This window comes from Clostridiales bacterium, assembly GCA_017569285.1.
GTDB lineage: Bacteria > Bacillota > Clostridia > Christensenellales > Aristaeellaceae > Aristaeella.
Genome location: CP069419.1, coordinates 1,822,365 through 1,836,435 on the forward strand (window position 1 = coordinate 1,822,365; position 14,071 = coordinate 1,836,435).

At 63.3% G+C, this 14,071-nt stretch carries 10 protein-coding genes; 5 read left to right on the top strand and 5 right to left on the bottom strand.

Annotation, left to right across the window (positions count from 1 at the left end; all coding sequences use genetic code 11):
* Positions 1-7 precede the first annotated feature (7 nt).
* The 5 genes from JNO48_07755 to JNO48_07775 all read right to left on the bottom strand — a co-directional run bounded on the left by JNO48_07755 (position 8) and on the right by JNO48_07775 (position 7,559).
* A complete protein-coding gene (locus tag JNO48_07755; GenBank protein QTE69713.1) occupies positions 8-2,191 on the bottom strand; it encodes a bifunctional (p)ppGpp synthetase/guanosine-3',5'-bis(diphosphate) 3'-pyrophosphohydrolase in 2,184 nt (727 codons plus the stop codon).
* 63 nt (positions 2,192-2,254) lie between these two features.
* Positions 2,255-3,907 carry a single-stranded-DNA-specific exonuclease RecJ gene (gene recJ, locus JNO48_07760; protein QTE67114.1) on the bottom strand — a complete coding sequence of 551 codons (1,653 nt, stop codon included), beginning with the start codon at positions 3,905-3,907 and terminating at the stop codon, positions 2,255-2,257.
* 486 nt (positions 3,908-4,393) lie between these two features.
* A complete protein-coding gene (secF, locus tag JNO48_07765; GenBank protein ID QTE67115.1) occupies positions 4,394-5,290 on the bottom strand; it encodes a protein translocase subunit SecF in 897 nt (298 codons plus the stop codon).
* Positions 5,290-6,612, bottom strand: a complete 1,323-nt coding sequence (secD, locus tag JNO48_07770) for a protein translocase subunit SecD (protein QTE67116.1) — start codon at positions 6,610-6,612, stop codon at positions 5,290-5,292. Before secD ends, secF begins: the two co-directional genes overlap by 1 nt.
* Before the next feature lie 143 nt (positions 6,613-6,755).
* The gene (locus tag JNO48_07775) at positions 6,756-7,559 is read right to left on the bottom strand and encodes a GNAT family N-acetyltransferase (protein ID QTE67117.1); all 804 of its coding nucleotides are present in this window, start codon (positions 7,557-7,559) and stop codon (positions 6,756-6,758) included.
* Positions 7,560-7,713: 154 nt separating this feature from the next.
* Here JNO48_07775 and JNO48_07780 point away from each other — a divergent pair, with 154 nt between their 5' ends.
* The 5 genes from JNO48_07780 to JNO48_07800 all read left to right on the top strand — a co-directional run bounded on the left by JNO48_07780 (position 7,714) and on the right by JNO48_07800 (position 14,069).
* Positions 7,714-8,232, top strand: coding sequence for a peptidylprolyl isomerase (locus tag JNO48_07780; protein ID QTE67118.1), 519 nt, complete (start codon positions 7,714-7,716; stop codon positions 8,230-8,232).
* 72 nt (positions 8,233-8,304) lie between these two features.
* Positions 8,305-8,556 (top strand): cell division protein ZapA, encoded by a 252-nt coding sequence (locus tag JNO48_07785; protein QTE67119.1) that lies wholly within the window; start codon positions 8,305-8,307, stop codon positions 8,554-8,556.
* Positions 8,557-8,560: 4 nt separating this feature from the next.
* Positions 8,561-10,867: a U32 family peptidase gene (locus JNO48_07790; protein ID QTE67120.1), complete on the top strand. Its 2,307-nt coding sequence runs from the start codon at positions 8,561-8,563 to the stop codon at positions 10,865-10,867.
* A gap of 12 nt (positions 10,868-10,879) precedes the next feature.
* Positions 10,880-13,366: an endonuclease MutS2 gene (locus tag JNO48_07795; GenBank protein QTE67121.1), complete on the top strand. Its 2,487-nt coding sequence runs from the start codon at positions 10,880-10,882 to the stop codon at positions 13,364-13,366.
* A 13-nt stretch (positions 13,367-13,379) separates the two neighbouring features.
* The gene (locus JNO48_07800) at positions 13,380-14,069 is read left to right on the top strand and encodes a response regulator transcription factor (GenBank protein ID QTE67122.1); all 690 of its coding nucleotides are present in this window, start codon (positions 13,380-13,382) and stop codon (positions 14,067-14,069) included.
* Positions 14,070-14,071 lie beyond the last annotated feature (2 nt).

The following is a 14,071-nucleotide window of genomic DNA, read 5'->3' on the forward strand; positions in this document are numbered from 1 at the left end:
TTTCGGTTTACTGGTTGGAACGGTAGACATCCAGGATGTCGCTCTTGTTCCGCAGGGCGCTGATGACCCGGTCCATTTCCTCGCGGGAGTGGACGTCGAGCGTCAGCTTCAGGGTGGAGATCTTGGTTTTGTCGCTGGCCTGGATGGACGCGGCGCGGATGGAGACGTTGTTTTCCCCGATGGTGTTGGCGATTTCGCCCAGCAGGTTCATCCGGTCATACGCCAGGATCGTGATGTTGGTATAGAATGTGCTGCCTTCGTTCTCCATGGCCCATTCCACGGGGATGCGGCGCTCCTGCTCGCCGGCTGCGACGTTGGCGCATTCCGCCTTGTGGATCACGACGCCGCGGCCGCGGGTGATGTACCCGACAATCTCGTCGCCCGGAACGGGGCTGCAGCACTTGGCGAAACGGACCGGGATATCCAGGTCCTCGTTGCCGGTCAGCACGATGCCGTGGTTGGCTCGGCGCTGGCTCAGCCGCTGTTCGGTGGATACGATGTCGTTGACCGATACGGGCGGCGCGGCCGTCTCCTCGCCGGCCTTCTGCTCCTCAATCAGGCGGGAGACCACGTAAACCGCGGCCATTCCGCCGTAGCCGACGGAGCCGCAGATATCGTCGAATTCCTGGAAACCGTACTTTTTGAGCATTCCGTCATAGTATTCCGGCTTGACGATATCGCTCATATGGACGCCGCGGCGGGCGCATTCCTTTTCAATCATGCTCCGGCCGAGGGCGATGTTCTCTTCCTTCAGTGTCTTTTTCAGGAACTGGCGGATCTTCGCTTTGGCCTGGGGCGTCTTGCAGATGCGGAGCCAGTCGGTGCCCGGGCCCTTGGACGAGGCGGAGGTCATGATCTCGACCCGGTCGCCGGTGGCCAGGGTGGTGTCCAGCGGCACCATGCGCCCGTTCACGCGCGCACCGACGCACTGGTTGCCGACGGCAGAGTGGATCCGGTAGGCAAAGTCCAGCGGGGTGGCGCCTTTGGGCATGGAAATGACGTCGCCCTTGGGGGTGAAGAGGAAGACCTCTTCGGAGAACAGGTCGGTTTTCAGCGTATCCAGGAACTCGCGGGAGTCGCGGGTTTCCGTCTGCCAGTCCAGCATCTGCCGCACCCAGAACAGCTTGTGGTCCAGGTTGTCCTCGCGGGAGGAGCCTTCCTTGTAGCGCCAGTGGGCGGCGATGCCGTATTCCGCCACGCGGTGCATCTCCCAGGTCCGGATCTGCACCTCGAAGGGGAAGGGGATCTTGCGCCCGCCGACCACCGTCGTGTGCAGCGACTGGTACATGTTGGCCTTGGGCACGGAGATATAGTCCTTGAACCGGCCGGGCACCTGGTTCCACAGGGTGTGCACGATTCCCAGCACGGTGTAGCAGTCGGGAATGGTGTCCACGATGACGCGGATGGCCATCAGGTCATAGATCTGGTCAAAGGACTTCTGCTGCAGCACCATCTTCCGGTAAATGGAATAGAAGTGCTTGGACCGGCCGTCGATATCGTAGTGGATATGCTGCTGGTCCAGCCGCTCAGACAGCTCGTCGATCACCAGGCGGATGCTCTCCTCGCGCTCGGTCCGCTTCTGGCCTACCAGGTGAACGATCCGCTGGTAGCCTTCCGGATCAATGTACTTGAGGGAAAGGTCCTCCAGCTCCTGCTTCACGGCGTAAACGCCGAGGCGGTGGGCCAGCGGGGCATAGATATCCAGCGTTTCCCGGGCAATCGCCAGGCGGCGGTCTTCGGGCTGGAAGCGGAGGGTCCGCATGTTGTGCAGCCGGTCCGCCAGTTTGATCAGCACGACGCGGATATCCCGGGACATGGCCAGGATCATCTTGCGCAGGGATTCGGCCTGGGCCTCTTCGCGGTTGGCGAAGTCCAGCCGGTTCAGTTTGGTTACGCCGTCCACCAGGTCGGCAACCTCTTCGCCGAATTCCGTGCGGATGGTTTCCAGCGTGATGCCCTCGCAATCCTCCACAGTATCATGGAGCAGGCCCGCGGCAATGGTCGGCGGGTCGATCATCAGGTCGGTGAGGATCGATGCGACGATGCACGGGTGGGTAAAGTAAGGCTCGCCGGATTTGCGGACCTGGCCTTCATGGGCTTTTTCCGCAAACTTCCACGCCTTTTCCACCAGCTGGTATCCTTCGCCCGGGTGGTATTTCCGGACGCGGTTGAGCATTTGCTCCAGGTTCATGGGTTCATTTTGTGCGAATGCCATCGTGCGAGCCTCCTTTCATCATAAATTCGGGGAAAATAACTATTTCGACGGACGCAGGGCGGTTACCTGCGCTTCCACGGAGATTTTTCCGCGGAACTCGTTCAGCACGGGTTTGTAGAGGATATCGATCTCCTGCCAGCCGGTGTCCGCGGCGGCGCCCATGGAGAAGCCGATGCCCTTGAGCATCGTATCCCCGGACAGCAGCTGCATCTGCAGGTGGGTCATATCCTTTCCCACGCGCCGCATGGCCTGCACCGATACGCTGGTGAGCAGGAACACGGGCGGCGGATTGCCGCAGCCGGAGGGCTCCAGGGCGGAAAGGCGGGTGAGCGCGGCGGGGGTCCATGTGCGGAAGGGCAGCACCAGGTCGTATTCCTTCACCTGGTCAAAACAGGCGGGATCGCTGTTTTCCCGGACCACCCTGTCCAGCTTTTCCCGGAATGCCTCGATGTTTTCCGTCTTCAGCGTCAGGCCGGCTGCCTGGGCATGGCCGCCATAGCGCTCCAGCAGGTCTTCGCAGGCCTTCAGCATCTCGAAGATATTCACGCCGGGAACGGACCGGCAGGAGCCGGTGGCCGTATCGCCGGATATGCTCAGCGCCACCACGGGGCGGTGGTATCTCTCGCACAGGCGTCCGGCCGTCAGGCCGATCAGCCCGGGGTTCCATTCCTCGCCGGAAACAACCAGCACGCGGGAAGTATCGAAATCCGCCCGTCCCTGTGCCTGTTTGTCCGCTTCAGCGGTGGTCGCCCGCTCCATCTGCTGGCGCCGGCCGTTCAGGTCTTCCAGGTGATGGGCAAGGATCTCCGCTTCCTCTGTGTCCCGGGTCAGGAGCAGCTGTTCGGCGATATCGGCGCTTTCCAGCCGGCCGGCGGCGTTCAGCCGCGGTCCGATACGGAAGGCGAGATGATCCGCGCGCAGCGGCGGGTTGGTGGCGGAAACGCGCAGCAGCGCCTGCAGTCCGGGCCGCGCGGAGCCTTCAATCCGCTTCAGCCCTTTCGCCACGATAATCCGGTTTTCATCCAGCAGCGGCACGACGTCCGCCACGGTGGCGATTGCCGCAAGGTCCAGCCGTTTTTCCACACCGGCCATGCCCTGCAGCGCCTGGCAGATCTTCAGCGCCACGCCCGCGCCGCACAGGTTCGGGCAGGGATATCCGCCGAGCAGGGGATTGGTCACGGCATCCGCCTCCGGAAGCTTTTCCGGCAGGGCGTGGTGGTCGGTTACGATCACCTTCAGCCCCAGGGATTTTGCGAGGGCAACCTCGTCCACCCCAGCGATACCGCAGTCCACGGTAATCAGCATGCCGCAGTCCCGGGCAGCTTCCCGCACGGCGGCTTCGTTCAGGCCGTAGCCTTCCGCGTGCCTGGAGGGCAGGCGCCAGGTGACGTCCGCGCCCTCTTCCCGCAGTGTCTCATAGAGGATTGCGGCGGCACAGATGCCGTCGGCGTCATAGTCGCCGAAGACCATGATCCGGGTGCCGTTGGCCGCTGCCTCCCGGATCAGCGATACGATCTTGTCCATGTCCTGCAGGAGGAAGGGGTCGTACAGGTTTTCCAGGCGCGGGTGCAGGAAGGCTTCCGCCTTTTCCGGCGTGTCGATTCCCCGGATGGCCAGCAGCTCATCCAGCCAGTCCCCGCCGGGACGGGATTCGGCGCCTTCCGGCGCGGGACGCTTTTCAAATCGCAGCATGTGTAATCCTTTCAGGGGGTAATAGAGGGGGTAATGGTACTTCTCGTTCGGAACTGTACCCGAAATTCCGGAGGTACAAGCTGCATTAGTCCGGACCAGTGCCGGTTGTTCCGACCGAAGACGTTATGAGGCCGCCGGTGCTTGGCGATTGGCGAGCCGCAGGCAAACGAGAGAAGCGTCAGCCCAGTGGGCTGTCTGCGAAGCAGAAGCGACTCGAGTTTGTTAGCGCGAAACGAGTACAGACGACGCTCCAAGTCGTCTGTACGACGATTGAGCGAACGGAGAAGACAGAGCTTAGCACCGCTGCGTGACGAATACAGCGAGAGCGTGTCTGAGGCGGAATTACAGACGGCGTCCGGCCGAACATTGTCGGTCTTGGAAAGCTGCAAGCTAAGGCAACTGATGTAAATTCATGCCTGAAGCAATACAATCAAAAACAGAAGGAGGGACTGCGCGTACACAGCCCCTCCGGATGGACAGTCAGAATCAGGCTTTTGCCGCCTTGCGGGCCTTGCGCTTTTCTTCCAGCCAGGCCCAGATATAACCGTTGATCATGTTGGCACTGTAGACGCCGGACAGGATACCGACGATGATGGGCAGCGCGAACTCGCGGATGGAGGCGACGCCCAGGATGCACAGGGCCACGATGGTGATCAGGGTGGTGACGGTGGTGCAGATCGTGCGGCCCAGGCTCTCGCGGATGGAGACGTTGGTAACCTCTTCCTTCGGGGCGGTGGGCATCTTCTTCGCATTCTCACGGATGCGGTCGAAGATCACGATCGTGTTGTTGATGGAGTAACCGACGATGGTCAGCGCCGCGGCGATGAACGAGGAGTTCATCTGGATGAAGGAGCGGAAGATGACCATGAAGCTCAGCATGATCAGCACGTCATGGATCAGGCCGAACACGGCGGAGAGGCCGGAGTTCAGGTCGAACCGGATGGCGATGTAGATCAGCATCAGCAGGGAGGCCAGCAGCACGGAGACCACCGCGTTGCGGACCAGGGTGGCGCCGGCCACGGGTCCGACGTAGCTCACGTCGCCGATGGATTCGGCTTCGGGATACTCGGCCTTGATCTCGTTTTCAAACGTGGCCTGGAGGTTCTGGATGTCGTCCTTCGCGACGTCCTTGATGCGGACGTTGATTTCGTTGTCCTTTGCGCCCTGGACGTTTACCACATAGGAGCCGACGTCCATCTTGTCGAGCGCGGTTTCGATCACGGCCTTGTTGACCGCGGTCTTCACATCATACTGCATGGACAGGCCGCCCTCGAAGTCGATGCCGAGGTTGATGCCGTGACCGAAGACGGTCAGCAGCAGGGCTGCGATGATAATTGCCGCTGAAATGAGCAGGCAGATGCGGGAGCGATTCTTGATCACCATTACTGCTCACCCTCCTTTTCAGCATTCACTTTGGTATACAGGTTGATGCCGGTGAAGCCCGCGTTGACGAAGCGGTTCATCAGGAAGCGGGTGATCAGGATGGCGGAGAGCATGGATACGATAACGCCCAGCAGCAGCGTCCGGGCGAAGCCCTGGATGGAGCCGGTGCCGAAGATCAGCAGCACGATGGCGGCGATCAGGGTGGTGACGTTCGCGTCCAGCACGGCGGACATGGCGTTCTTGAAGCCGGCCTTCACGGCAGCCTTCGCGGAGCGGCCCTTCCGGGCTTCCTCGTTGAAACGCTCGAAGATGATGACGTTGGCGTCAACGGCCATACCGATGCCGAGTACCACGCCGGCCAGGCCCGGGAGGGTCAGCTGGATCTTGAACAGGGCAATCAGGAAGAACAGCACGATGATGTAGATGCACAGGGCCCAGGAGGCGATCACGCCGTTGAGCCGGTAGCGGAGGATCATCAGCAGCATGATCAGCAGGATGCCGATGAACGCGGCGGTAACGGAGGTGGACACCGCATCCTGGCCGAGCGTGGCGGACACCTTGTCCACCTTCTGCTGGGTCAGTTCCAGGGGCAGGGCGCCGGACTGGATCTTCGCGGCGGTGTTCATGGCCTCTTCAGGCGTGTAGTTGCCGGAGATCTGGCCGTTTCCGTCGGGAATCGCCGACTGGACGGTGGCGTTGACCAGGGTCACACCGTCAAGCTCGATGATGAGGTTTTTGCCGATGTTGGCGGCGGTCATTTCGCCGAAGATCTTCGCGCCTTCATCCGTCAGGGAGAAGGAGATAACCGGCTTGCCGTCTTCGTCATACACGGCGCGCGCGCTCTTGACCTTATCGCCGGTCATGAACTCGTTGCCTTCGGGATCCAGGAACCGCATCTTGGCGGCGGCGCCGATCAGGTCCAGGACGGAATCGTCCTGCACGCCGGGAACCTCCACGCGGATGCCGTCCGTGCCGATGCGCTGGACGTTGGCTTCGGTGAAGCCGCGGTCGGTCAGGCGGGCCCGGATGATGCTCATGGAGCCTTCAACCAGGTCGTCAAAATTGGCTTCGCTGCCTTCAGGCGCGGCGCCGGAGTATTCCACATACATACCGCCCCGCAGGTCCAAACCCAGGGACAGGGATTCGGGCCATTTTTCCGAATCGGCGGTGGGCAGCCAGGAGCGTACCTTGTACAGTCCCCTGGGGGGAATCGCAAGCCCCGTAAACCCGATCACGCCGATAAGGATCGTGAGTACGAGCACGACACACAGCGCAGCGACAGCGCTTTTTTTACTGCCGGTACGCTTATTACCAGATTTCATGTCGATCGTATCCTCCTTCGAAACACAGATGAAGTAATTATAGCCTTCCGCCCTTTTTTCGTCAATACTTCATGCGCAAACGAAAGGCATAAAAAAACCGCGCGGAAACGGACTCCGCGCGGGGTAAAACACAATCCGGCTTCTCAGTTGAGATACATGCCGGGGAAGATCATATTCACGCCGATCACCCGGGCGCCGAAGTCGTTCATCAGGCGCTGCTGGGGGATACTGCGGCTCATGGTGCGGGCGGTCACCCGGGTGACGCCTTCCGCCGCCATGATGGCCAGCGACCGGTGGAGCAGGGCTTTGCCCATGCCCTGGCCGCGGCTGGACGGCTCGATGTAGATGGCCGCGAGCTCCGCGTCCTGTCCCTGGCCGGCCAGGATTGCCTCGCCGATCAGCACGGCGTTGCGGTACAGCCCGAGCGTCAGGAAGCGGGGCATGCGCATCATTGAGTTGAGGTAGTTCATGTCGATGAAGGAAATATCGTTCATCTGGAGGCGGTAGATCAGGCTGTTCTGCTCGTCCCAGGTGTGCAGCGGCGTCATCGCGACGGTGCAGCTCATGGGGATCCGCCCGTCCCCGTAGGGGATGGACAGCTCGACCACCTGGTCCGTCTCGTCGCAGTCGAACCCGTTGTGCAGGTAGAAGTCCTTCAGCTGGGTGTCATCCGGCGCAATACCGGTGTACAGGCGGGCGCGGAGCTGCGGATTCACGTTCTGCAGCACCCGGGCGCGGGCTACCAGCGCGCCGAACAGCAGGTACCGGGCGGAAGGATCCCCGGCAATGGAAAAATACATGTTCACAGGGCAGTCCGGATACAGCCCGGGCTGCTGCTGGTACAGGATAAAGCCATAGCCGGCCTGCGCGCCGAGATCATCTATGGCGTAGAACACGTCTTCCGGGTTCAGCCCGTTCACGGGCGCCTGGGGATGCACAATCATCATGGCGGGGAAAGTCCTTTCCTGGCACGGTCGGTACCGGTTCAAAAAGCGGATTACATTATAGCGGCTTTCCGGACGGTTGTCAAAATACTTGCCACGCGCGGGAAATACGCATATAATAGATATATTCCACCGGTGCAGAAGGAGGCACTTTGCAATGGCGCAGAATCCGGTATTTACCATCACGATGCGTAACGGCCGCGTGATGAAAGGCGAGCTGTATCCCGAAACGGCGCCCCAGTCCGTGGGGAACTTCGTTGCGCTGGCGAACAGCGGCTTCTATGACGGCCTGATTTTCCACCGGGTGATTCCCGGCTTTATGATCCAGGGCGGCGATCCCAAGGGAATGGGCTTCGGCGGCCCCGGGTACTGCATCAAGGGTGAGTTCGCCGCCAACGGCGTGCCGAACCCCGTGAAGCACACCTACGGCGTGCTGAGCATGGCGCGGAGCATGGCGCCGGATTCCGCGGGCAGCCAGTTCTTCATCATGACCAGCGACAGCCCGCATCTCGACGGGCAGTACGCCGCCTTCGGCAAGGTGCTGGAGGGAATGGACGTGGCGGAGGATATCGTCAACACGCCGCGGGACCGGTCCGACAAGCCCCTGGAGCCCCAGGAAATGGCGTCGATCCGGGTGGACACCTTTGGCCAGGTGTATCCCTTTGACCAGATGTGACGAACCGAGAACCAGCGCGGAAGGGGGCAAGCCCTTTCCGCGCTTTTCAGTACAGGCAGGAGCGTGAAAACCATGGAGAAGCGGAAGTATACAGTGACGGTGGCGGGAAAGCCCTATACGCTGGTGTCGTCCGACGGCCCGGAGTATGTGCGCCGCATCGCGGAGTATGTGGACCGGCAGCTGCGGGAGACCGCGGCGGTCACGAACCTGCCCTCCGGGCAGACCGCCGTGCTGGCCTGCTTTAACCTGGCGGAAGAGCTGATGAAGGCCCAGGACGAAAACCGCGCCCTGCGCCGGCAGATGGAAAAGCAGCAGGAGAAATAAGCGTATGGAAAATCTGGCTCCCGCGGGAAGCCGGGCGGCGCTGGAAAGGGCGGCGGCCGCCGGGGCGGACGCGGTCTATCTGGGGTATGCCGCCTTCAGCGCCCGGGCGGGCGCCGGCAACTTCGACCGGGAAGCGCTGACCGATGCGGTCCGCTATGCCCATGCGCGCCATATCCGGGTTCATGTGACGCTGAATACCCTGGTGAAGGACGGGGAGCTCGCGGAGGTGGCGGAGGTCATCCGCCTGCTGCGCGAGGTGAAGGCGGACGCGGTGCTCGTACAGGATATGGGTATCCTGCGCATGATCCGGCGGATGTGCCCGGATCTCACCGTGCACGCGAGCACGCAGATGGCCATCCATAACCGGACAGGCGTGGAATGGTGCGCCCGGCAGGGAATCCGCCGCGCTGTGCTGGCGCGGGAGTGCTCCCTGGCGGAAATCCGGAAGTGCGCGGAAGCCGGGATTGAGATTGAGGTATTCGGCCATGGGGCGCAGTGCGTCGCCGTCAGCGGCCTGTGCCTGATGAGCGCCATGGCGGGGGAGCGGAGCGGCAACCGGGGACGGTGCGCCCAGCCCTGCCGCGGTGAATATGTGTACCGCGGAAAGCGCGGCGCGTGGCTGAGCCCGCGCGACGTGTGCCTGCGGGATGACCTGGAAAAGCTGGAGGCCGCCGGGGCGGTCTCCCTGAAGATTGAAGGCCGGCTGAAGCGCCCGGAGTATGCCGCGGTGGTTGCCGGCTCCTACCGCCGGGGGCTGGACAGCCTGGCGGCGGGGAACTTCCGCCCCGCGGGTTCCGCGGAGCGGGAAGGCCTGCTGCAGATTTACAACCGCGGCGGGTTCATGCGCGGGTATGCCTTCGGCTGCGAAGATGCCGGGGTGATCGACCCGTCCTCTCCCCGCCACAGCGGCGTGGAGATCGGCGTGGTGGAGCAGGCGGACAAACGCTTTGCCCGCATCCGCCTCACAAAGGACCTGCATGACGGGGACCAGCTGGCCGTCCGCCGGGAAACGACCGGGCCGGACATGATTTATTCCGGGAAGGATACGCCGGCCGGCGGTACGGCGTCGCTGCGCCTGCGGGAGGACGTTTCCGCCCGGGCCGGGGACCGGGTGGTCCGCCTGACGGACGCGGTGCAGATGCGCGAAGCGGCCGGCATTCCGGAACGCCGTTTCACGGCGGACCTGTTCCTGCGGGCCGTGCCCGGGGAACCGCTTTCGCTGACGGCGACAGACGGGGAAGTGTTTGTGACCGTATCCGGGGAACCGGTGCAGGCGGCGCGCACCCGTGCGGCGGAAGCCGCGGAGCTGGAACGCAGCCTGCGCAAAACCGGGGAAACGATGTTTGACCCCGGCCGGATTGAGATTGAAACGGAAGGCGCGTTTGTGCCGGTGTCGGAAATCAACCGCGTCCGGCGCGAGGCGCTTGCGGCGCTGGAGGAAAAGCGGGCGGAAGCGTTCGCCCCGGACACCGGCGCAGCCGGGGAGATCCCGGCGGTTAACCTCCCGGGGCGGGAGATCCCGCCGATGGTCACCGTTCGGACGGATGCCCAGGCGGAAGCCGCCGCGGCGCGCGGATTCCGGGTGATCCGGTATCCGGAGGACTGGAGGCGTGAAGCGCTGGAAGCCCTGCTGGACGGAATGGCGCCCGGCGAATGGCTGCGCCTGCCGGATGTGTGCGAACAGAATACGCTGGAGATGATCCATGCTGTTGTGGAACAGTACCGCGGAAAGCTGGGCGGCGTTGTGCTGGGCACGGTGGGCCAGCTGGGCATGGATTGGCCGGTGCCGTACGGCGCGGGCAGCGGTATCCCGGTGATGAACCGCCAGGCGGCGGCGCTGCTGCTGGAGGAAGGGTGCGAATTCGTCACGGCCTCCCCGGAGCTTACGGGGAAGGAACTGGCGGTGCTGTGCGCCGGGAATGCGCCGATTGCGGTGAACGTATACGGCCGGACGCAGCTGATGCTGCTGCACCACTGCCCGGCGCGGACGTACCTGGGCCTGGACCGGGGGCATCGGGACTGCCGGATGTGCGATACCCGCAGCGCGGACGCGCTGGCCGGCACGTCGCTGGAGGACCGCCTGGGCCACAGCTTCCCGCTGCTGCGCCTGCTGCTGCCGGAAGGGTGCCTGGTACGGCTGCTGAATATGCTGCCGGCGGAGAATACCGACCGGCGGGAGGTTCACTTCCGCTGCGCGGAGCTGACGGATGAAACCCCGGAGGAAGCGGGGCGCGTACTGGACGCCTTTGCGGAATACCGGAAAACCGGAATGAAATCCACCGCGGGCCATTGGGCCCGGCCGGTGGAATAACGGAGAGGAAATATGATTGCTGAAAGAACCATGCGGGTGCTGGAGTTTACCCGGATCCGCGAAATCCTGGCGGAGGGTGCACTGACGGAAAGCGGCGCGGAGCTGTGCCGCGCCCTCGTGCCGTATGACGAACTGCCGCAGGCGGAAAACGCCCTGGCGGAAACCGAAGAGGCCGCGGTGGTGCTGCAATACGTCGGCGGCCACCCGATGGCGCCGTTCCCGGATATCCGCCCGGCACTGTCCGTGTGCGCGAAGGGCGGAACGCTGTCCGCCGGTATGCTGCTGAGCGTAGCGGAAACGCTGCGGGCTTCCCGCACCGCGCGGGACGCGCTGGTGACTGACCGGGAGAATACCCCCATCCTGAAGCAGAAAGCCGAGGGGCTGTTCATCGCGCGCAACCTGGAAAAGGATATTACGGACGCGATCCTGTCCGAGGATGAGATCGCGGACCGCGCGAGCTCCGAGCTGATGAATATCCGCCGCCACCTGCGCGGCGCCCAGGACCGGATCAAGGACAAGCTGAACCAGATGATCCGCTCCGCCGCGATGCAGAAATACCTGCAGGATCCGATCATCACCATGCGGGGCGACCGGTATGTACTGCCGGTGAAGGCGGAATACCGGGCGAACGTGCCCGGCCTGGTACACGACCAGTCGTCCTCCGGGGCCACGGTGTTTGTGGAACCCATGGCTGCGGTGGAAATGGGCAACGAGCTGAAGCAGTGGGAGCTGAAGGAACAGCAGGAAATCGCGCGGATCCTGGCGGCGCTGAGCGCGCAGGTCGCGCCCTATGCTGATTCGCTGGCGGAAACCGTATCGCTGCTGTCCGAGCTGGACTTCATTTTCGCCAAAGGCCTGCTGAGCCGCCGGTGGATGTGTGTTTCCCCGAAGATGAACAGCCGGGGCTACCTGCACATCGTGCGCGGACGCCATCCGCTGATCGATCCGGAAAAGGTGGTGCCGGAGACCCTTTGGTTGGGCGAACCTCTGTCGACCGCCGGTGGCGGAAATTCCGACAGAGGTGAGGTCAGCCGAAGCAAGCGAGCTCCGCGGGGCGGAGTCGCGCCGACTGAGGCTGCGGATACTCCCGAAGATGAAAAGAACAAGGAAGAAGGCTTCAACACCCTGGTGGTCACCGGTCCGAACACCGGCGGCAAAACCGTTACGCTGAAAACCGTTGGCCTGTTCACCCTGATGGCCCAGGCCGGGCTGCAGGTGCCGGCGGACCCGGGCACCGAGCTGGCGGTATTCGAGCAGGTGTTCGCGGACATCGGCGATGAGCAGAGCATCGAGCAGAGCCTGTCCACCTTCTCCGGCCACATGACGAACATCGTGAAGATCATGCGCGAGGTGACCCCGCGGGACCTGGTGCTGTTTGATGAGCTGGGCGCCGGAACGGACCCGACCGAGGGCGCGGCGCTGGCGCAGAGCATCCTGACCCGGCTGCTGCACATCGGGGTGCGCACCATCGCGACCACGCACTACAGCGAGCTGAAGGTGTTCGCGCTGACCACCAAGGGCGTGGAGAACGCCTCCGTGGAATTCGACGTGGAAACCCTGCGGCCGACGTACCGGCTGTCCATCGGCGTACCGGGCAAGAGCAACGCCTTTGAGATCAGCCGCCGGCTGGGACTGCCGGAAAACCTGATCGACGCGGCGAAGAAGCTGCTCAGCGGCGACGCGGTACGTTTTGAGGACGTGATCGCCAACGCGGAATACCACCGGCAGATCGCGGAGCGCGAGCGCCAGATTGCCCAGGAGGCCGGAAAGGAAACGATCCGCTTGCGGGATGAGGCCGAGGCGCTGCGCCGTGAGATGGAGGCGAAGCGCACGGAAACCCTGCGCAAGACCCGCGAGGAAGCGAAGCGGATCCTGGAGCAAGCCCGCCGCGAGAGCGACAGCATTATCTCCGAACTGAAGAAGATGAAGAAGAACGCCGCGGAGGGCGGCCTGTCCGCCGCGGAGCTGCAGCGGAAGCTGGACCGCGGCATCGACGACCTGTCCGAGGGCATCCGCCCGGCGGACGACGACGGCAACGAGGCGCCGAAGACCGTGAAGGCGGGCGACCGCGTGCGCATCCTGACGCTGGGGGCGGAGGGCGTGGTGCTCGCGCCGCCGGACGAAAAGGGCGAGGTTTCCCTGCAGGCCGGCGCGATGAAGTTCAAGGCGCCGCTTTCCCAGCTGCGCATGGCGCAGGAAGCGCCGAAAAAGGAGCGCACCACCGTGAAGGCGAAAACCGGCATGATGACCCGTACGGTTTCCTCCGAGTGCGACGTGCGCGGCATGAGCCTGGAGGAAGCGCTGACCGCAGTGGGCCTGTACCTGGACGAGGCGGTGCTGGCCGGGCTGAACGAGGTGTACGTCATCCACGGCAAGGGCACCGGCGTGCTGCGCGCGGGCATCCAGCAGGACCTGCGCAAGAACCGCCATGTGAAGAGCTTCCGCCGGGGCATGTACGGTGAGGGCGAGGACGGAGTGACCGTGGTCACGCTGAAGTGAGGCAGGAGAGCATATGAAGGACAGACCCGAAATCCTGGTTGTGGATGACGATCCGAATATCAGCCGCCTGGAGCAGCTGTACCTGGAAAAGGAAAATTTTGAGGTGCGCACCGCCGCGGACGGAAACGCGGCCATCGCGGAGTTCAAACGGCTCCCGCCGGACCTGATCCTGCTGGATGTGATGCTGCCCGGCGCGGACGGCTACGAGGTGCTGAAGACCGTGCGCCGCAGCGGGAATATCCCGGTGATTATGGTCACCGCCCGGGGCGAAACCTTCGACAAGGTGCTTTGCCTGGAGCTGGGCGCGGACGACTATATCACCAAGCCCTTCGACGGCAAGGAAATGGTGGCCCGCGTGAAGGCGGTGCTGCGCCGGGCCCAGGGCGGCGAGGAAGAGAAGACGACCGACATCTCCTTCCCGGCGCTCACGGTGAGCATTGCGGAATACGACGTGCATTATGAAGGAAAGAAGATCGAGATGCCGCCGAAGGAGCTGGAGGTGCTGTACTTCCTGGCCTCCCATCCGAACCAGGTGTTCACGCGGGAGCAGCTGCTGCGGCAGGTATGGGGCTTCGAGTTCTTCGGGGACAGCCGCACGGTGGACGTGCATATCAAGCGCCTGCGGGAAAAGCTGCCGGACAGCGAAAAGTACGGCTGGACGATTTACACCGTGCGCGGTGTGGGATACAAGTTTTCAGCGTAAGG

Coding starts and splice junctions, on each gene's coding strand:
- JNO48_07755 (QTE69713.1), bottom strand. CDS start 2,191: ATGAACCTGGAGCAAATGCTCAACCGCGTCCGGAAATACCACCCGGGC.
- recJ (QTE67114.1), bottom strand. CDS start 3,907: ATGCTGCGATTTGAAAAGCGTCCCGCGCCGGAAGGCGCCGAATCCCGT.
- secF (QTE67115.1), bottom strand. CDS start 5,290: ATGGTGATCAAGAATCGCTCCCGCATCTGCCTGCTCATTTCAGCGGCA.
- secD (QTE67116.1), bottom strand. CDS start 6,612: ATGAAATCTGGTAATAAGCGTACCGGCAGTAAAAAAAGCGCTGTCGCT.
- JNO48_07775 (QTE67117.1), bottom strand. CDS start 7,559: ATGATGATTGTGCATCCCCAGGCGCCCGTGAACGGGCTGAACCCGGAA.
- JNO48_07780 (QTE67118.1), top strand. CDS start 7,714: ATGGCGCAGAATCCGGTATTTACCATCACGATGCGTAACGGCCGCGTG.
- JNO48_07785 (QTE67119.1), top strand. CDS start 8,305: ATGGAGAAGCGGAAGTATACAGTGACGGTGGCGGGAAAGCCCTATACG.
- JNO48_07790 (QTE67120.1), top strand. CDS start 8,561: ATGGAAAATCTGGCTCCCGCGGGAAGCCGGGCGGCGCTGGAAAGGGCG.
- JNO48_07795 (QTE67121.1), top strand. CDS start 10,880: ATGATTGCTGAAAGAACCATGCGGGTGCTGGAGTTTACCCGGATCCGC.
- JNO48_07800 (QTE67122.1), top strand. CDS start 13,380: ATGAAGGACAGACCCGAAATCCTGGTTGTGGATGACGATCCGAATATC.